The organism is Alteriqipengyuania lutimaris (assembly GCF_003363135.1).
GTDB lineage: Bacteria > Pseudomonadota > Alphaproteobacteria > Sphingomonadales > Sphingomonadaceae > Alteriqipengyuania > Alteriqipengyuania lutimaris.
In genome coordinates this window covers 1228344-1245194 of sequence record NZ_QRBB01000001.1, presented here as the reverse complement: position 1 = coordinate 1245194, position 16851 = coordinate 1228344, and the positions used below count along the sequence as shown (strand labels likewise).

Sequence of the window (16851 nt, the reverse complement as noted above, 5' to 3'; positions counted from 1 at the left end):
TTCAGACCTCGTCGTACACGACTTCGAGGCTCGGCTTGGGCTCGAACGAGCCGCCGCGCATGTCCGCCTGGGTCGCCGGGATCAGCTGGACGTTGCCGCCCGTGTCTTCAGGGCTGAACAGGTCGAGCAGGCCGTCCCCTTCGAGCGGTGTCGGGCGCTGCGGCGGGGCATTGGCGACGTTAACCGCCAGTTCCTCGAACAGCGGGGCCCACTCGGTGCCGGGCCTGCCGATGATCTGATAGTTGGCGGACTTGCGGCGGATATCCTCGTTCGCCGGGATCGCGCACAGCACCGGTATGTCGACGGCTTTCGCAAAGGCCTGCGCCTCGCCCGTGCCGTCGTCCTTGTTCACGATCATGCCCGCGACGCCGACATTGCCGCCCATCGAGCGGAAATATTCGACCGCCTTGCACACGTTGTTGGCGACGTAGAGCGATTGCAGGTCGTTCGACCCGACCACGATCACCTTCTGGCACATGTCGCGCGCGATCGGCAGGCCGAAGCCGCCGCATACCACGTCACCCAGAAAATCGAGCAGCACGTAGTCGAAGCCCCACTCGTGGAAGCCGAGCTTCTCGAGCAGTTCGAACCCGTGGATGATCCCGCGACCGCCGCAGCCGCGACCGACCTCGGGGCCGCCCAGCTCCATCGCGAACACGCCGTCGCGCTGGAAGCAGACATCCTCGATGCTCACCTCCTCGCCTGCGAGCTTCTTCTTGGAGGAGGTCTCGATGATCGTCGGGCACGCCTTGCCGCCGAACAGCAGGCTGGTCGTGTCGCTCTTGGGATCGCAGCCGATCAGCAGCACGCGCTTGCCCTGCTGCGCCATCATGTAGCTGAGATTGGACAGCGCGAAGCTCTTGCCCGAGCCGCCCTTGCCGTAGATCGCGATGACCTGCGTCTGCTTGGTCACTTCTCCGTCGTGGACCGGATCGGGCTCGATCGCGGCCTCTTCGCGCAGAGCCTCCACGGCAGAAAGTTGGTCGAGATGGGTCATGCAAGTTCGCTCCAGTCGAGCACCAGCTTGAGGCAGTCGCGGTCCTCGAAGGCGTTCGGGTAGGCAGTGGGGGCGTCGCTGGCGGGGGCCACGTCGGTGACGAGTCCGCCGAGGCTCAGTGCGCCGGTTCGGATGAGGGTTTGTGTCGCGGCAAGGTCCTGCGGCTGCCACTCGGCGGCGATGCGCAGGCGCGCCTCGCGCTGGAAGGCAGGCGCGAAGTCGAAGCCGAGCCGGTCGCGATAGAAACCCGCGAGCACGATCTGGCCGCCCTTGGTGATCCGCCCGATCAGCCGATCAAGGCCGGAGGCATCGCCGCTGACGTCGTAGATGCTGCGATAGTCGCGGCGCTCGTCCGCTGCGGGATCGATCACCGAATAGCCCTGCGCGCCCGCACGCCTGCTGGGATCGATTTCCCACACGGTCGGGGCGGGTGCGCCGGTGGCGATGGTCAGCCGGGCGAGCAGCCGCCCGAGCACGCCGTGGCCGACGATAAGGTCGGGCGCATCGCCACCGCCGAGCGCATGGCGCGCGGTCGCGGCGAGCGCGAAGAGCACGCCCTGTTCTGCCAGCGACTCGGGGATCGGCAGCGCGCGCGCCGCCGGTACGATCAGCCGCTGCGCCGTTCCGCCAAAGAGCCCGCGTGCATCGGTGTAGCAATTGGCTCCTGGTACGAAGACCCACTCGCCGATCCGCGATTGCGCGTCGGGCCCGGCATCGACGATCCGTCCGACCGATTCGTAGCCCGGCACCAGCGGATAACCCATGCCGGGAAAGGGCGGCATCTCGCCGGTCCAGAGAAGCTTCTCCGTCCCCGTGCTGACACCGCTGTAGTGAATGGAGACCACGACATCGCTGGCCCCGATGCCGCGCAGCTCGAGACGCTTGAGCGCCATGCGCTCCGGTCCTTCGAGTGTGACCGCCATCGTATCCATTGTCTGCCTGCGTCTCCCCGTTTCCCTTGGAGCCGCCGGAGCGAAACGCTGCGGAGGCCCATTTGTCAGCTACGCCTAACGTTCCGAACTGTCAATTGCAGGTGACACATCATCTGTCAGAACTTTTCGACGTATAGCGCGGAGCCCGCAGGGATCCGCGATGCCGCAGCCGATTCCAAGACCTTGCGCGTAGGAATGCGCGGGCAGGTCAGGTGCGCGCGACGATCAGCGAGGTGATGAGCGGCTGACGAGTCGCAATGCTCCGGCTGCTTGCAAAGCCCGCCTCGCGCAGCATGGTTTGGATCTCGCGCGCGCTGCGGGGCCGGCCGGAGCGCATGGCCCACAGGTAGAGGCCGAAATAGGCATCGCCCATCGCCTCCGCCCCGCGAGTCGCGGCCATCGGCTCGGCGATCAGCAACGTTCCGCCAGGCTCCAGCGAGCGACGGATATTCGCGAGCAGGCGCATGGCGGGCGCGTCGTCGTGGTCGTGCAGGATCCGCACCAGCGAGCTGCAGTCGTAGCCGCGCGGCAGATCGTCGTCGAAAAAGCTCCCTTGGTGGAGCGCGACCGACTCACCCAGCGACTCGTGCGCGCTCTCGATCACTTCGGGCAGGTCGAACAGGCCGAGCCGGAGCTTCGGACAGGCCTGCGCCACGCCGCGCAGAAAGGCGCCATGCCCGCCGCCGACATCGAGCAGCGAGTCGTGGCGGGAGAGGTCGCAGGCGGCCAGCACCTGCTCGACCACCGGCGCCTGCGAGGCCGCCATCAGCTGCGAATAGGCGTTTGCGTCACCCTCCGCGCCTTCCGCCGCATAGGTCCAGAAACGCGACAAATGCGTCGGTTCGGCGCGATCCTGGCGTAGCAGCGCGAGCGGATCGGCAAGGTCGGCGTAGAGCAGGCGGTGATGCCGGATCATCGCCAGCGCACCCTCGTTGCCGTGCAGCGCCGCGCCGTGGCGGCCCAGCATCCACCAGGCCTCCCCGCCCTGTCGCGCAACCTCCTGCGCGATCCCGATCGCCGCCGCGGCGCGCAGCAGACGCTCGGCCGCATTCTGCGAAAGCCCTGCGATCCGCGCCATTTCCGAGGTCGAGCACGGCCCCGCAGCCAGCCGTTCCACACAACCGCTCTCAACCGCACTCAACAGCACCTGAGAGTAGGCGAACCCGGCCACAAGGTCGAACAGAGCCCCCGCACGCGCCCTCGCAACGGGACGCAGAAAAGGGCTCGCCGCTGCCCAGCGCTGGAAGCCCGGATTGCCGAGGATCCGGTTGCGCCAGCCGACCATCCGGATGCGCCAGCCATCGGGGTGTTGCGTGTTTTGCGCTTGACGATCCAACATATGTCCACTTGATTGGACACTCGTGCTGTAAATAGCAATCGCTTCGGAGAGGAGGCGCGAGGATGAGCGGAGCCGCCGTCGTGATCGGAGCCGGAATCGGCGGGCTGGTCAGCGCAGCCCTCCTCGCCGCGCGTGGCCACGACGTCACGGTGATCGAGAAGGAAGCATCGGTCGGCGGCAAGGCGCGCCAGCTCTGCGTCGACGGGCAGCGAATCGATGCGGGCCCCACCGTCTTTACGATGCACGATGTGTTCGAGGAGATTTTCGCAAGCTGCGGCGGCGATCTGCGCTCCGCGCTCGCCATCCGCCCCGCCCCGGTCATCGCGCGCCATGCCTGGTCCAAGAGCGAGCGGCTCGACCTCTTCGCCGATCCGATGCGCAGCGAGGAGGCGATCGGCGACTTCGCCGGAGCCGAGGCCGCGCGCGGCTATCGCAGCTTCAGGACCGAGGCGCGGCGAATCTACAATATCCTCGATGAAAGCCTGCTGCGACAGGAGAAGGTGTACTGGCCGCTCCCGCTGATGCAGCGCATCGGCCTCACCCGCTTCGGCGATCTTGCCGCGATCCGCCCTTACGAGAGCCTGTGGAAGGTGCTCGGCGCGCATTTCCGCGACGAGCGCCTGCGCCAGCTGTTCGGCCGCTACAGCACCTATTGCGGCTCTTCCCCCTTCGACTCGCCCGCCACGCTGATGCTGATCGCGCATGTCGAGGCGAAGGGCGTGTGGCTGATCGAGGGCGGAATGAGCGCGCTGGCCGAGGCGCTCAAAACCCTCGCGGAGAAGAACGGCGCGCGGTTCCGGCTCGGCGAAGGGGTGGCCCGGATCGAGGCCGGACCGCGCGGCGCGACCGGCGTCATCCTCGATCATGGCGAGCGGATCGCAGCCGACGCGGTGCTGTGCAACGCCGATCCCGCCGCACTCGCCAGCGGGCGCTTCGGCGAGGAGGCACGCAGCGCGGTTGGACGCACGCCGCGCTCCCGCCGATCGCTGTCCGCGCTGGTGTGGCTCGGTCACGCGAAGACGCAGGGCTTCGCGCTCTCGCGCCACAACGTGTTCTTCTCGCCCGACTACCGCGCGGAATTCGCGCAGCTCCGGCGCGGCGAACAGGTCGCCGATCCGTCGGTCTACCTGTGCGCGCAGGACCGCGACCCGCTTGCCGACGACGCCGCGCCAGCCCCCGCCCCAGAGTCCGCGCCAGCCGGCCGCGAACGCTTCCAGATCATCGTCAACGCGCCCGCCAATGGCGACACCCACGAATTCACCCAGAAGGAGCTCGACCAATGCACGCAGGCCATGACGCGCAGCCTCGCCCGATGCGGACTGGAGCTGGAGCCGCAGTTTCCGCATCGCCTCGTCACTCCGGCGGATTTCGAAGCGCTGTTCCCCTCGACGGGTGGGGCCCTTTATGGACGGGCCTCGCACGGATGGGCGGCGTCCTTCCTGCGCCAGGGCGCGAGCACGCGGATCCCTGGGCTCTATTGCGTCGGGGGGAGCACCCATCCCGGCGCGGGCGTGCCGATGGCCGCCTTGTCCGGGCGGACCGGGGCGCGCGCGGCGATGGAACGCCTCGCTTCGATGCGGACATTCCGCCCGGCGGCTACGGCTGGTGGTATGTCGACGCGATCAGTGGAGACGGGCGCCACGGCCTGACGATCATCGCCTTCCTCGGCAGCGTCTTCTCCCCCTATTACAAGGCGAGCGGGCGCGGCGATCCGATCGACCATGCGGCGCTCAACGTGGCGCTGTACGGCCCGAAGGCACGCTGGGCGATGACCGAGCGCGGGCGCGGGAACGTAGCCCGCGAGCGCGATACGCTCGCCATCGGGCCGAGCGCGGTGCGCTGGACGGGCGATGCGCTGGAGATCGATATCGAGGAGCGCGACAAGCGGCTCGGCATTCCGTGGCAGCGCGCGGTTCGTGGGACCATCCGCGTGATCCCCGAGGCGCTCAACCCCGTGGGCTTCGCGCTCGATCCGCAGGGAAAGCACCACTGGCACTGCCTTGCGCCGCGTGCGCGCATTGAGGTCGATATGCTTGAGCCCGATCTCAGCTGGACGGGGCGCGCCTATCTCGATTCCAATTTCGGCTCCGAGTCGCTCGAGGAAGGCTTCGACGTCTGGCACTGGTCGCGCGCGCACCTGAAGGAAGGAGCGGTGGTCTGTTACGAGGGGCGGCGGTCCGACGGATCGCATTTCGCCAGCGCGCTGCGCTTCGACTGCTATGGCCTGCCGCAACAGGTCGAGCTGCCGCTGACCGCGCCGCTGCCCAACACGGCGTGGCAGATGGAGCGCAGGACGCGCGGCGATCGCGGCCATGCGAGCGTCATCAGGACCTGGGAGGATTCGCCCTTCTACGCCCGCTCCACGCTCGCCTCGCGCCTTTTCGGAGAGCAGGTGGTGGCGGTGCAGGAAAGCCTCGACCTGCGGCGCTTCGCATCGCCGGTGGTCCAGTTCATGCTGCCCTACCGGATGCCAAGGGCGGCGGGCTGACACGGCGAGCCTGGGTTCGGCCCTCGCCCGGTCAGTTGCCGGACGCGCGCCGTTCCTTCCAGCTGCCGCTCGCGATGATCGGCGCATCGCCGACATCGCGGTTATATTCGTAGATCCACGCCTCGCGGCCCGACAGCGTCGTGACGCGCTTGCGTAGATAGTCCGAATTGGTGGGATCGGCGGGGTCGTAGAGCTCGTACGCGTCGAGCTGCGGGAGGACGGACAGGCGCTTCACCGCGTGCAGCTGGCCCCTAACGTGCCCCGTGCCGCGCCCCGTGCCGCCGGTCTTGTAACCCGGATAATCGCCGAGGTCGTAAAGCACTCCGCGCACATCGTCGGGCCCGACGAGCTGCAGGCTCTTCGCCAGGTCGAGCTCGCGATAGCCCTCCTCCCCCTGCTGCAGGATACCGTAGAGGAAGACGAGCGGATCGGTGTGAGGGGCGGCGGCGTCAGCGCCCATTGCGCCCCTCCCGCTCCTCCCGCTCGACCTTGCCCTGCTCGACCCTGTCACGCTCGATCTCGCGGCTGACCGAGATATATTGCCAGATGCCGAAGCCGAGCGCGGCGACCATGAAGACGATCTCGATCCAGCCCAGGCTTCCCATCGTGCTCCCTCTCAGCTTTCGCGTTCGGCGAGGAACGTGGCGATCAGCTCCGCCACCAGATCGGGGCGTTCCTCGTGGGCGAGATGGCCCAGCCCCGGCAGCACTTCCAGTCTGGCATCGGGCAGCTGCCGCGCGGCCTTTTCCACACTGTCGAGCGGGATCGCCTCGTCGCGATCCGAGTGGATCAGCAGGACCGGATTGGCGATCTCGGGCAGCGCGCGCGCGAGCGGCTCCAGATCCCAGTTGGCCATCATCGCCAGTGCGCCGCGCGCATGGCGGCTGTTGCCCATCAGGGTGGCGTAGCAGCGCGCACCCGCGCGATCGATCCTCGATCCGGTGGAGCGGGTGAGGAAGCCGTCGGCATCGCCCGCGATCCGCGCTATCCCCGAGAACACCTTGGGCACGAAGGGGTTGAGCGCGAGCAGCCGCGCCATGGCGGGGAAGACCTGCGTCGCGGGCCACGGGAACGGCGCGAGCGCGGGGTTGAGGCCGATGATCGGCGTCTCCGGGAAACGCTCCTGCGCCATCCGCAGCGCGATGGCGGCGCCCGCCGAATGGCCGATGATCGCGTGCGGAGCGATGTCCATCGTCTCGACGAGCTGCATCACCGCCTCGGCCATTCCCGGCAGCGTCATCTGCGCATCGCGCATGCCGCCGGTAAAGGCATGACCCGGCAGGTCGGGCGCGACGAGCCTGTAGCGGTCCGCCAGCGCGGGCATGACGTCCCGCCACGAATGGGAGGAGGCGCCGGTGCCGTGCAGCAGCAGGATGGACGGACCGTCGCCAATCTCCTGCACGTGCCAGCGAATGCCGCCGCTTTCGACGAAGCGGCTCGCCTCGCGATGCGGCCAGTGGCGTCCGTCGCGCTCCCAGTTCAGCGGCTCGCTCATGCTGCACGCGCCTGCGGACTGGCAGCCTTGACCGCCGCGTGGAGCTTGGCCGCATCGGCCATCGGCAGCGCGAGGAAGCGTGCCTGCATCGCGTGGGCAAGCTCGCCCGCCTCGGGCGCGGTGCGCGCGGAAATGTCGACCACCAGCGCGTCGAAACCGCGCGCGGCGATGGCGCGGGCGGCGGCGAGCGCATCCTCCTTCGCCTGTGCGCGGCCGCCCTTGCCCTCCGCGTCGATATTCGCGCGACCGTCGGTCAGGATCACGAGGTGCGGCGTCTTGCCCCGGGCCGCGACCGCCTCCGCCGTCTCGCGCCCCGCCGTCAGCCCCAGCGCAAGCGGCGTGCCGCCCCCGCCCGGCATCGCGGCGAGCGTGCGACGCGCGCGGGTGAGCGAGCGCGTGGGTGGCAGGAGCAGCTCGGCCCCCTCGCCCCGGAAGGCGACCAGCGCGACTTCGCTGCGCGTGACGTAGGCCTGCGCGAGCATCAGCTCGACCGCGCCCTTGGCCTCGGCCAGCCGCGCCGCCGCCGCCGATCCCGAGGCGTCGACGCAGAAGATGGTGACGCGTCCCGACCGCTCCTCGTAGCGGCGTACGCGCAGGTCCGACGTGCGGATGACGAGGCCATTGCGCCCGCCGTCATGCGCAATCTCCTGCTGCCGCACCTCCTGCCACGGCACCGCCGCGCGCAGCGTATCGACCAACGCCAGCCGCGCGCCGCCGCGCGGGCGGCCGGGGCGTGCGCCAAGCGGTCTGCCGCGCTGGCCGGAGAGCTGCCGTTTGCCCCCGCCGCCCGCGCCGCCGCCGCGCCGCACCCTGCCCTCGGCCAGCCGCGCGAGCAGGTCGGGCGGGATGCTGGCGAGAGCCGCATCGAGCACCACGTCGTCGAGCGGCCTGTCGGCGGGATCGCCGCTGTCTTCGTGTTCTGCGCCATCGCCCTGTTCGGGAGGAGGCGCTGCGTCGTCGGTGTCCGCATCGGGCGGCGCGGGAAGCTGCGTCGCGCGCGGGGCCAACACCAGCCGCGCGGCGGCGGCGATATCCTGTGCGACAACCGCCGTCCGCCCCTCCAGCGCCGCATGGCCCCGCGCGGCGAGCGCGGCGAAGCGCAACGCCCGGACCGAATCCACGCCGAGCACGGTGGCCGTCGCGGCGAGCGCATGAAGCGTCTCCTCGTCGAGCGGCGCGACCGCTGCCGGATCGCCCGCCATCAATCCGCCCGGCATCGTCGCAGCTGGGCCGAGGTCGCAGTGAAACGCCACCCGTTCGAGCAGCGAGGCAGGCGGTGCCTCGTCCTCCGCGCCGTCGTCCAGCAGCACCAGCCCGAAGCCGCCATCGCCTTCGTCCAGAGCCTGCGACAACCGCCCGGCCAGCGCATCGTCGATCCGTTCGGCCAGCGGCGCGATCAGCACGCCGCCCGCAACCTCGTCCAGCAGCCCGCGCGCACGCACCTTGCGTCCGATGGCGAGGCTGGCGGCGAGATCGGTGCCGCCCAGCAGCCGCTCGTCGTCGATATGCGAAGGCATTCGGCGCACGGCCACGCCCGCACCACGCAGCGTCTCGACCAGCGCATCGCGCACCGGCCCTCCGCCGCGAAGGCTGATGCCGCGCAAGCGGTCGGGCGCGCTGAGGAACAGAGACAGGGCGAGCAGCGCGTCCTTCGCGGGGTCGACAGGCGGCGCTGGGTCCGCCTGCGCCATCAGAAGACTTCGGCGATCGCGCGCTCGATCCGCACGGTCGATCCGGTCTCGTCGAGCACCTCGCGCCGCAGGCGATGCCGCAGCGCGGAGGGCGCCACCGCGACCAGATGCACCTCGGTCAGCGTCTTCGCACCCGCCAGCGCGGCAAGCGCCCGCGCCGCGCGCATCAGCGTCAACTCGCCGCGCAGCCCGTCGGCCCCCACCGCCATGCACAGCTCGGCCGCCTTGGTCAGCATCGCATCGGGCACCGCGACCTTCGCCAGCCGCTTGCGCCCGCGGTCGATCCGCCCGAGCACCTCGGCTTCCTCGTCGGCCCAGCTTTGCGCGAAGCCTTCGGGGTCGGCCTCCTGCTTCGCGCAGCGGCGCATGATCTCCACCCGCGTCTCGATATCGGGCGGGGTGCGCACTTCGACCGACAGCCCGAACCGGTCGAGCAGCTGCGGGCGCAGCTCGCCCTCTTCGGGATTGCCGCTGCCGATCAGCACGAAGCGCGCGGGGTGGCGGACCGAAAGCCCCTCGCGCTCGACCACGTTCTCGCCCGAGGCGGCGACATCGAGCAGCAGGTCGACCAGGTGATCCTCGAGCAGGTTGATCTCGTCGATATAGAGAAAGCCGCGATGCGCCTTCGCCAGCAGGCCCGGCTCGAACGCCTTCTCGCCCGATCGCAGCGCGCGCTCCAGATCCAGCGCGCCGAGCACGCGGTCCTCGGTCGCGCCCAGCGGCAGGTCGACGAAGGGCACGGCGCGCTTGCGCACCGGGCCGGTGCCGCACACATCCGGGTAGCGCGCCTGGTCTTCCTTCGAACACTGGTAGGGGCAGTCGCGGATCGCGCTGATCGGCGGCAGCAGGTTGGCAAGCGCGCGCGCGGCGGTGGACTTACCCGTCCCCCGATCGCCGAACACCATCACCCCGCCCACGCCCGCATCGACCGCCGCGATCAGAAGCGCCTGCTTCATCTCGTCCTGGCCGACGATTGCGGAAAAAGGGAAACGCGCCATCGGGCGGGAGAGTGTCGGAGCATGTCCCCGCTGGCAAGGGCCTAGATCCGCATTGTGCGATGCGCCCGCGCTGCTAGGGCTGGCGCAAACAAACACCACACAGGGAGAAACCAATGTTCAGTCACGTGATGCTCGGCGCCGACGATATCGAGGCGTCGAAGACCTTCTACGATGCATGCTTCAAGGCGCTGGGCGGGCGCGAAGGCTCGGTCGATCCCAAGGGCCGGGTGATGTATATTCACAACGGCGGTATTTTCCTGCTGACCAAGCCGATCGACGGGCAGCCCGCGAGCTGCGGCAATGGCTCGACCATCGGCTTCGCGGCCGAGAGCGAGCAGCAGGCCAATGCATGGCACGCGGCCGGGCTGGCGGCGGGCGGCACCGCGATCGAAGACCCGCCGGGCCTGCGCGAAGGTGCGGGCATGAAGCTCTATCTTGCCTACCTGCGCGATCCGGCGGGCAACAAGATTTGCGCGATGCACCGCCCGGGTTGATGCCCGTAACTCGTCCCTCGTGAGAGGGGCGAGTCTTCGGCGTTAACCCCGCCCGATCAGGAAGAGCGCGAATTCGGCGCGCAGGTTCGCGCCGAATTCGCCGATCTCGCGGCCCTTGCCGAAATACCACGCGCGCTCGATCCGGGCGCCGCGATTGCCCACCAATTCCTTGAAATCGACCACGGTCAGGTTGCGGATATTGCCGGTCGCGTGCCAGCTCTCCGGCAGTGCGGGCGTCACCGGCATGCGCCCGCCCAGCCCGAGCGCGACCCGCATCCGCCAGTGCGCGAAGTTGGGGAAGCTGACGAAGGCGGCACGTCCCACCCGCAGCAATTCGTCGAGCACGTCTGCGGGCCGGTCGACCATCTGGATCGTCTGGCCAAGGATCGCATAGTCGAACGCGTCGTCGGGATAGTGCACCAGATCGGCCTCGGCATCGCCCTGCACGACCGAAAGCCCGCGCGACACGCAGGCCGCGACGCGTTCGGGATCGATCTCCAGCCCGCGGGCATCAACGTTCTTGTGCCCCGCCAGCGCGGCGAGCAGCGCGCCCTCCCCGCAGCCGATGTCGAGCACGCGCGAACCATCCGGAATGGTCCCTGCAATCGCCGCGAGATCGGGGCGCAGATCGGGAAGCTTGCTCATCGGTAGATGTCCGGGAAATGGCGCTGCATGAAGATGTCCGGGTCTGGAAGCCGCTGCCAGCCCAGCCCTTCGTACAGGCCGTGCGCATCGCGGGTCGCCAGCATCCAGCGGCGCAGGCCCTGCAATTCGGGATGCTGCTGAAGATAGCCGACCATCGCCTTCGCCAGCCCTTTGTCGCCATGCCCGTCGATGACGTAGACGTCGGCGAGGTAGGCGAAGGTGGCGCGGTCGGTGACGACCCGTGCCATGCCGACCTGCGCACCGGCGTGCAGAGCGGATACGCACAGGCTGTTGGCCAGCGCGCGCTCGACCGTTGCAAACGCGATGCCCGGCGACCAGTAGCTCTGCGTCAGGTAGGCATGTGCGGCCCGCGCGTCGGCTCCTTCGCGCAGCTCGTACCCCTCGGGAAGGCCTGTCACGACACGAACCCCCGCACGACCTCGTCCAGACCCGGCGTATCAAGCAGGAAGCCGTCGTGGCCGTATGGCGACGACAGCTCGACGAAGCTGACCGGCGCGCCCGCCGCGTTCAGCGCGCGCACGATGTGGCGGCCTTCCTCGGTCGGATAGAGCCAGTCGGTATCGAAGCTGACGATGCAGAAGCGCGCGGTGGTGTGCGCGAAGGCATCGGCCAGCCGCCCGCCGTGCTTTTCCGCCAGATCGAAATAGTCCATCGCGCGGGTGATGTAGAGGTAGGAATTGGCGTCGAACCGCCGGGTAAAGCCGCTGCCCTGATAGCGCAGGTAGGATTCGACCTGGAAATCCGCCTCGAACCCGAAGGACTTGGCATCCCGGTCCTGCAGCCGCCGACCGAACTTCTCGGTCAGGCCGGCTTCCGAAAGATAGGTGATGTGCGCCGCCATCCGCGCGACCGCGAGGCCTGCGTCGGGCTGCGGCCCGTCGTGGTAGTCGCCTCCGTTCCAGTTCGCGTCCGCCATGATCGCCTGTCGCCCGACCTCGTGAAAGGCGATGTTCTGCGCCGACTGGCGCGCCGCGCTCGCCAGCACCAGCACGCGCTCCGCCCGCTCGGGGAAGTCGGACGCGAAGGCGAGCGCCTGCATCCCGCCCATCGATCCGCCGACCACCGCATGAACCCGGTCGATCCCCAGCGCATCGAGCAGGCGGGCAATGCCGCGCACCATGTCGTGAATGGTCACGACCGGAAAGTTCGGCCCGTAGGGCGTGCCATCGCCGCTGGCCGAAGGATCGGCGCTGGTCGGCCCGGTCGATCCCATGCACCCGCCGATCACATTGGCGCAGATCACGCAGAAACGGTCGGTGTCGATCGGCTTGCCCGGCCCCACCATGCGATCCCACCAGCCCGGCCGGCCGGTCGCGGGATGGGGGCTGGCGACATACTGGTCGCCGGTCAGCGCGTGGAAGATCAGCACGACATTGCTGCCGTCGTCGCGCGGCTCGCCATATTGCTGGTAAGCGATGGTCACGGGCGACAGCTGCGCCCCGCTGTCGAGCGGCAGCGGATCGGGCAGAGTCAGGGTTAGGGACAGGGATTGCTGCGGCGTGTTCAAAACCGGCCTTCGACCACAAGAGAAAACAGTGCTTCGACAGGCTCAGCACGAACGGGGTTTGAGGCCTTCCCTCTAACCACTCGTCCCGAGCTTGTCGAAGGCCTGTATTTCTCTATGGCCTGAACGCGCAATGACAGACAAACCCCAACCCAAACCCTACATCCTCGACATCGCGCCCTATGTGCCGGGCGTGGCGAAGGCTGCGGACGGGCGAGCGCTCATCAAGCTGTCGGCGAACGAGAACCCGCTGGGTTGCAGCGACGCGGCCAGCGAGGCGATGACGCGGCGTCACGAGACCGCGCGCTATCCCGATCCCGACAGTATCGCCTTGCGCACCGCGCTGGGCGAACTCCACGCGATCGAGCCTGCGCGGATCGTGTGCGGCACCGGGTCGGACGAATTGCTCAACCTCGCGGCGCAGGCCTTCGCCGGCCATGATGCGCAGGGCCGCGACGAGGTCCTGATGCCGCAATATTCGTTCTCGGTGTATCCGATCGCGGCGCGGCGCGTGGGCGCGGTACCCGTCGAAGCGCCGGCGCGCGATTTCGGCGCGGATGTCGATGCGCTGCTGGCAGCGGTGACGGAACGGACGCGCATCGTCTTCATCGCCAACCCGAACAATCCCACGGGCACCTATTTGCCTCACGACGAAATCGCGCGGCTCCGTGCGGGCCTGCCGCGCGATGTGCTCTTCGTGCTCGACCAGGCCTATGCCGAATATCTGCCCGATGGGGGCGCACCCGGCCTCGCGCTGGCGGGCGAGGCGGAGAACGTGCTGGTCACGCGGACCTTCTCCAAAATCTACGGCCTCGCTTCGGCGCGGGTCGGCTGGGCGACCGGCGCGCCGCATCTGGTCGATGCGCTCAACCGGATTCGCGGACCGTTCAACGTGACCGGCGCGGCGCAGGCGGGCGCGCTCGCCGCGCTCGGCGATCAGGATTTCGTGAAGCGTTCGCGCGAGGAGAATGCCCGTCTCCGCAAGGTCTTCGTCGCGCGGCTCGATGCGCTGGGCAATCGCGGTATCGCTACAGTGCCGAGCGAGGCGAATTTCGTGCTCGTCCGCTTCCCCGACCAGCCGACGGCCGAGCGCGTGCGCGATGCCATTGCGGACGCGGGCTATGCGGTGCGCCACCTGCCGGGCCAGGGTCTGGGCGAAGCGCTGCGGATCACGATCGGGCGCGAGGAGGACATGGCGCGCGTCGGCGATGCGATCGAGGCGGGGCTTTAGTCGCTAACCGCCTATCCCGCAGTTTGAACAGGTTCACGCATTCAGCGCGTTGATCGCCTCGCGCACCTGCCGCTCCACTTCCTTGCGGTCGAGACCGGGCGCAATCGCTTCGCCGAAGCGATAGGTGATCTGGCCCGTTTGCTTGACGAAGCCGCGATAGAGCGGCCCGCTGTTCACCGCCACCGGCACCACCGGCAGGTCGAGCAGCTTGTAGAGCCCCGCGAAGCCCGAGACGATCGGTGCCTCCTCCCCGTGCGGCGTGCGGGTGCCTTCGGGAAAGATCAGGAACGGCCGGCCCTCGTCCTTCGCGTCGCGCGCGGCGCGCATCAGGCCGCGCAGTGCCTTTGCACCCTCGTCGCGGGCGACCGGGATGATCCCGTAGGTGGCAGCGGCATTGCCCCATACAGGAAGCTCGAGCAGTTCGCGTTTGGCGAAGATGACCGGCCAGCCGAACACGCACGGCGCGTCGATCGCTTCGAAAAAGCTCTCGTGCCGCATGGCATAGAGCGCGGGCCCGTCGATCGGTGCGCCTTCGTGGATCACCCGGATGCGCAGGATATGCCGCACGCACCAGCGATGCAGGCCGCTCCAGGCCCCCGCGACGCGGCGCATCCCGGCCCTGCGCTGGAAGGGCGCGATCAGCAGCAGCACGAAGGTGCCGCTGTAGAACGCCAGGTAGAACAGGAGGCTGCGCAGCAGGTTCATGCTAGCTGAACAGGGGCCCCACGGTGCTGCTCACCAGCCACTTGTGATATTCGACGAACAGCATCCACAGGCTCGGCTCGCTGCGCACCGCATCCTTCACCAGCTTCACATTGTCGGGCAGTTCGCGCCGCAGCTCGATCGAGGCGCGGCGCATGTGCCAGTCGCTGGTGACGAGGCGCAGGCTGTCGATCCCGTTCTCCTCCGCCCACTGCGTGGTTTCCTGCGCATTGCCGCGCGTATCGGTCGCCGCCATGCCCAGCGTGACGCAGCATTCCATCACATCGTCGGGCACTTCGAACTGCGCGGCGAACTCGCCCGGCTTCACTTCGGGGTCGACGCCGGTGACCAGCAACTGCTCGGCGCTGTCGGTCTGGACCACTTCCAGCCCGCGCTCGATCCGCCCGGCGGAGCCGGTGGGCACGATCACCGCATCGGTCCGCTCCATCGGTGCAGGACCCGGCAGCCATCCGGCGAACCAGATGAAGCCGAGCGCCCAGACGAGCAGAATACCGAGGCCGACACGCCAGATCACAGCATCTTCCTTACCGCTGCCAGAACCGTGAAGCGCGCGGTCGTCACCGCGAGCACCACGCCCAGAATGGGGATAGCCGCGATCACTATCCAGTCCATCCAGTCGAGGCTGGCGCTCGCGATCATCCCGCTGTCGAGGGCGGAGAACTGGAAGCCGAGGCCGAGCACCGCCGCAAGTCCCAAAATGAGGCCGACGACACCGCCGATGATCGAATCGCGCAGGATCGCCCGCTGGAAAAGCTGCGCGATCTGCCCGTCGGTGCCGCCCAGCAGGTGCACGATCGCGATCGTTTCGCGGTTGTTGCCCAGCGCGCTCCTCGCCGCGAGGAACACCGCCGCCGCGCTCGTCACCGCCAGCAGCAGCACCAGTGCCAGCGCGAGATATTGCAGCGACACCAGCGCCCCGAAGACCGGCTGCAGCCACGACGACTGCGCATCGACCCGCGCATCGGGCGCGACATTCGCCAGCCGGTCGCGCAGCGCCTCGATCGCCCGGTCGTCCGCGCGCCCGCCCAGCCGCACGTCGATCAGCGCGGGCACGGGCACGGTCTCCGCATCGCCCGAGGTGCCGAGCCACGGCTCGAGCAGCGCGTCGAGCTCTTCCTGCGGGACGAGGCGGCTTTGCGCGACGATATCCATCGTCTGCAACGCCTCCTGCGCCGCCGCCGCCTGCTCCGCCCGCTGGTTCGGATCGGCCTGGAGGATCTGCACGGTCGCCCCGCCCGAAAGCTCGGACCGCGCATCGCCCGCCAGATTGCCGAGCGAGAGCCCGGCGCCTGCCGCCAGCACGGTCAGCGCAACCATGATCGCCAGCACCCACGGCATCGGCCCGGCCAGCCGCGCCTGCGGGATCAGCGCCTGTGCCTTGTCGCCTTCGAACGACGCATGGCCGCCGCGCGCAGTGTCGGTCAGCGGTGGCTCGCTCACCGGTCGGCCTCGGCCATCGCGGGCTTGCGCGGCGGGTAGCGCAGCGCGCCCGTCGGATCGGCCAGACGCCCCTTGTCGAGCCGCATGATCATCGATGAACGCACGTTCTGCAGCAGGTGCACATCGTGGGTCGCGACGATGACCGTCGTCCCCAGCCGGTTGAGCGATTCGAACAGGCGCATCAGTTTCAGCGCCATGTCCGGATCGACGTTGCCGGTCGGTTCGTCCGCCAGCAGCATGTCCGGCCGGCCGATCACGGCGCGGGCGATCGCCACGCGCTGCTTCTCCCCGCCCGAAAGCGTTTCGGGCCGCGCCTCGGCACGGTGGGCCAGCCCCACCCAGTCGAGCATGTCGGAGACGGGCTGGACCAGCTCGCTCTCGTCCACGCCCGCGATGCGCAGCGGCAGGGCCACGTTGTCGAAGGCGGAGAGATGCTCGACCAGCCGGAAATCCTGGAACACGACGCCCAGCCGCCGCCGGAAGCCCGGCAGGCGCGCGCGCGGCAGGGTGATCACGTCGCTGCCGAACATGCGGATGATCCCGCGCGAGGGGCGCTGCGCGAGATAGAGCAGCTTGAGCAGGCTGGTCTTGCCCGCACCGCTGGCCCCGGTGAGGAAATAGAAACTGCCCGGCCACAGCGAGAAGCTGACGTCGGTCAGGACTTCCTTGCCGGTTCCGTAGCGCAAGCCGACATTGTCGAAGAAGGCGACTTCCCCGTCACCTCCCGACATCACTGCCGCCTTTCATTGCGCGCTTCATGCTGTTGCCGACCCGTCCCATGGTTAATCCAGTGTAGGATATAGAACGCAACCAGTGTGGACAAAAGGCGCAAAACCCGTGCGTCCACCGGCGG

19 protein-coding genes are annotated in these 16851 nt (G+C 68.9%); 4 read left to right on the top strand and 15 right to left on the bottom strand.

Annotated features, from left to right (window positions below):
• Position 1: 1 nt before the first annotated feature.
• The 3 genes from DL238_RS06085 to DL238_RS06075 form a co-directional block, all read right to left on the bottom strand.
• Positions 2–997, bottom strand: coding sequence for a chlorophyllide a reductase iron protein subunit X (locus DL238_RS06085; protein WP_115491446.1), 996 nt, complete (start codon positions 995–997; stop codon positions 2–4).
• Positions 994–1929: a chlorophyll synthesis pathway protein BchC gene (gene bchC / locus DL238_RS06080; RefSeq protein ID WP_115491445.1), complete on the bottom strand. Its 936-nt coding sequence runs from the start codon at positions 1927–1929 to the stop codon at positions 994–996. The genes DL238_RS06085 and bchC overlap by 4 nt, the downstream gene beginning before the upstream one ends.
• Positions 1930–2137: 208 nt before the next feature.
• Positions 2138–3268 (bottom strand): methyltransferase, encoded by a 1131-nt coding sequence (locus DL238_RS06075; protein ID WP_181883844.1) that lies wholly within the window; start codon positions 3266–3268, stop codon positions 2138–2140.
• 62 nt (positions 3269–3330) lie between these two features.
• Here DL238_RS06075 and crtD point away from each other — a divergent pair, with 62 nt between their 5' ends.
• Positions 3331–4917, top strand: a complete 1587-nt coding sequence (gene crtD, locus DL238_RS06070; RefSeq protein WP_115491444.1) for a 1-hydroxycarotenoid 3,4-desaturase CrtD — start codon at positions 3331–3333, stop codon at positions 4915–4917.
• Entirely contained in the window at positions 4851–5756 is a 906-nt protein-coding gene (locus tag DL238_RS06065; protein WP_325048446.1) for a hydroxyneurosporene dehydrogenase, read from the top strand. Before crtD ends, DL238_RS06065 begins: the two co-directional genes overlap by 67 nt.
• A gap of 31 nt (positions 5757–5787) precedes the next feature.
• Here the strand turns inward: DL238_RS06065 and DL238_RS06060 are convergent, their stop codons facing one another.
• The 5 genes from DL238_RS06060 to bchI are packed head-to-tail and all read right to left on the bottom strand — an operon-like array spanning position 5788 to position 9940.
• Entirely contained in the window at positions 5788–6216 is a 429-nt protein-coding gene (locus DL238_RS06060) for a gamma-glutamylcyclotransferase family protein (RefSeq protein ID WP_115491443.1), read from the bottom strand.
• Positions 6206–6361, bottom strand: a complete 156-nt coding sequence (locus tag DL238_RS16080) for a hypothetical protein (RefSeq protein ID WP_181883843.1) — start codon at positions 6359–6361, stop codon at positions 6206–6208. Before DL238_RS16080 ends, DL238_RS06060 begins: the two co-directional genes overlap by 11 nt.
• An 11-nt stretch (positions 6362–6372) precedes the next feature.
• Complete coding sequence (gene bchO, locus DL238_RS06055; protein WP_115491442.1) at positions 6373–7251, bottom strand: alpha/beta fold hydrolase BchO; 879 nt, start codon at positions 7249–7251, stop codon at positions 6373–6375.
• A complete protein-coding gene (locus DL238_RS06050) occupies positions 7248–8942 on the bottom strand; it encodes a magnesium chelatase subunit D (RefSeq protein WP_115491441.1) in 1695 nt (564 codons plus the stop codon). Before DL238_RS06050 ends, bchO begins: the two co-directional genes overlap by 4 nt.
• Positions 8942–9940, bottom strand: a complete 999-nt coding sequence (gene bchI / locus DL238_RS06045) for a magnesium chelatase ATPase subunit I (RefSeq protein WP_115491440.1) — start codon at positions 9938–9940, stop codon at positions 8942–8944. The genes DL238_RS06050 and bchI overlap by 1 nt, the downstream gene beginning before the upstream one ends.
• A gap of 113 nt (positions 9941–10053) precedes the next feature.
• On the opposite strand from bchI, the gene DL238_RS06040 reads away from it, so the two are divergent.
• The gene (locus DL238_RS06040; RefSeq protein ID WP_115491439.1) at positions 10054–10434 is read left to right on the top strand and encodes a VOC family protein; all 381 of its coding nucleotides are present in this window, start codon (positions 10054–10056) and stop codon (positions 10432–10434) included.
• A 42-nt stretch (positions 10435–10476) separates the two neighbouring features.
• Here DL238_RS06040 and metW read toward each other — a convergent pair whose 3' ends face one another.
• The 3 genes from metW to metX are packed head-to-tail and all read right to left on the bottom strand — an operon-like array spanning position 10477 to position 12607.
• Entirely contained in the window at positions 10477–11079 is a 603-nt protein-coding gene (metW, locus tag DL238_RS06035; RefSeq protein ID WP_115491438.1) for a methionine biosynthesis protein MetW, read from the bottom strand.
• The gene (locus tag DL238_RS06030) at positions 11076–11498 is read right to left on the bottom strand and encodes a GNAT family N-acetyltransferase (RefSeq protein WP_115491437.1); all 423 of its coding nucleotides are present in this window, start codon (positions 11496–11498) and stop codon (positions 11076–11078) included. Before DL238_RS06030 ends, metW begins: the two co-directional genes overlap by 4 nt.
• Entirely contained in the window at positions 11495–12607 is a 1113-nt protein-coding gene (gene metX / locus DL238_RS06025; protein ID WP_115491436.1) for a homoserine O-acetyltransferase MetX, read from the bottom strand. Before metX ends, DL238_RS06030 begins: the two co-directional genes overlap by 4 nt.
• Before the next feature lie 130 nt (positions 12608–12737).
• Here metX and hisC point away from each other — a divergent pair, with 130 nt between their 5' ends.
• Entirely contained in the window at positions 12738–13835 is a 1098-nt protein-coding gene (gene hisC / locus DL238_RS06020; RefSeq protein ID WP_115491435.1) for a histidinol-phosphate transaminase, read from the top strand.
• Between the two features lie 33 nt (positions 13836–13868).
• On the opposite strand, the gene DL238_RS06015 is transcribed toward hisC, so the two are convergent.
• The 4 genes from DL238_RS06015 to ftsE are packed head-to-tail and all read right to left on the bottom strand — an operon-like array spanning position 13869 to position 16729.
• Positions 13869–14540, bottom strand: a complete 672-nt coding sequence (locus DL238_RS06015; protein ID WP_115491434.1) for a lysophospholipid acyltransferase family protein — start codon at positions 14538–14540, stop codon at positions 13869–13871.
• A 1-nt stretch (position 14541) separates the two neighbouring features.
• Complete coding sequence (locus DL238_RS06010; protein WP_181883842.1) at positions 14542–15072, bottom strand: YdcF family protein; 531 nt, start codon at positions 15070–15072, stop codon at positions 14542–14544.
• Complete coding sequence (locus tag DL238_RS06005; protein ID WP_115491433.1) at positions 15069–15998, bottom strand: cell division protein FtsX; 930 nt, start codon at positions 15996–15998, stop codon at positions 15069–15071. Before DL238_RS06005 ends, DL238_RS06010 begins: the two co-directional genes overlap by 4 nt.
• Complete coding sequence (gene ftsE / locus DL238_RS06000; protein WP_115491432.1) at positions 15995–16729, bottom strand: cell division ATP-binding protein FtsE; 735 nt, start codon at positions 16727–16729, stop codon at positions 15995–15997. The genes DL238_RS06005 and ftsE overlap by 4 nt, the downstream gene beginning before the upstream one ends.
• Positions 16730–16851 lie beyond the last annotated feature (122 nt).

What these genes read in the sequence shown, in the direction of transcription:
- DL238_RS06085 (WP_115491446.1), bottom strand. Translation starts at nt 997, where the DNA reads ATGACCCATCTCGACCAACTTTCTGCCGTGGAGGCTCTGCGCGAAGAG.
- bchC (WP_115491445.1), bottom strand. Translation starts at nt 1,929, where the DNA reads ATGGATACGATGGCGGTCACACTCGAAGGACCGGAGCGCATGGCGCTC.
- DL238_RS06075 (WP_181883844.1), bottom strand. Translation starts at nt 3,268, where the DNA reads ATGTTGGATCGTCAAGCGCAAAACACGCAACACCCCGATGGCTGGCGC.
- crtD (WP_115491444.1), top strand. Translation starts at nt 3,331, where the DNA reads ATGAGCGGAGCCGCCGTCGTGATCGGAGCCGGAATCGGCGGGCTGGTC.
- DL238_RS06060 (WP_115491443.1), bottom strand. Translation starts at nt 6,216, where the DNA reads ATGGGCGCTGACGCCGCCGCCCCTCACACCGATCCGCTCGTCTTCCTC.
- DL238_RS16080 (WP_181883843.1), bottom strand. Translation starts at nt 6,361, where the DNA reads ATGGGAAGCCTGGGCTGGATCGAGATCGTCTTCATGGTCGCCGCGCTC.
- bchO (WP_115491442.1), bottom strand. Translation starts at nt 7,251, where the DNA reads ATGAGCGAGCCGCTGAACTGGGAGCGCGACGGACGCCACTGGCCGCAT.
- DL238_RS06050 (WP_115491441.1), bottom strand. Translation starts at nt 8,942, where the DNA reads ATGGCGCAGGCGGACCCAGCGCCGCCTGTCGACCCCGCGAAGGACGCG.
- bchI (WP_115491440.1), bottom strand. Translation starts at nt 9,940, where the DNA reads ATGGCGCGTTTCCCTTTTTCCGCAATCGTCGGCCAGGACGAGATGAAG.
- DL238_RS06040 (WP_115491439.1), top strand. Translation starts at nt 10,054, where the DNA reads ATGTTCAGTCACGTGATGCTCGGCGCCGACGATATCGAGGCGTCGAAG.
- metW (WP_115491438.1), bottom strand. Translation starts at nt 11,079, where the DNA reads ATGAGCAAGCTTCCCGATCTGCGCCCCGATCTCGCGGCGATTGCAGGG.
- hisC (WP_115491435.1), top strand. Translation starts at nt 12,738, where the DNA reads ATGACAGACAAACCCCAACCCAAACCCTACATCCTCGACATCGCGCCC.
- DL238_RS06015 (WP_115491434.1), bottom strand. Translation starts at nt 14,540, where the DNA reads ATGAACCTGCTGCGCAGCCTCCTGTTCTACCTGGCGTTCTACAGCGGC.
- ftsE (WP_115491432.1), bottom strand. Translation starts at nt 16,729, where the DNA reads ATGTCGGGAGGTGACGGGGAAGTCGCCTTCTTCGACAATGTCGGCTTG.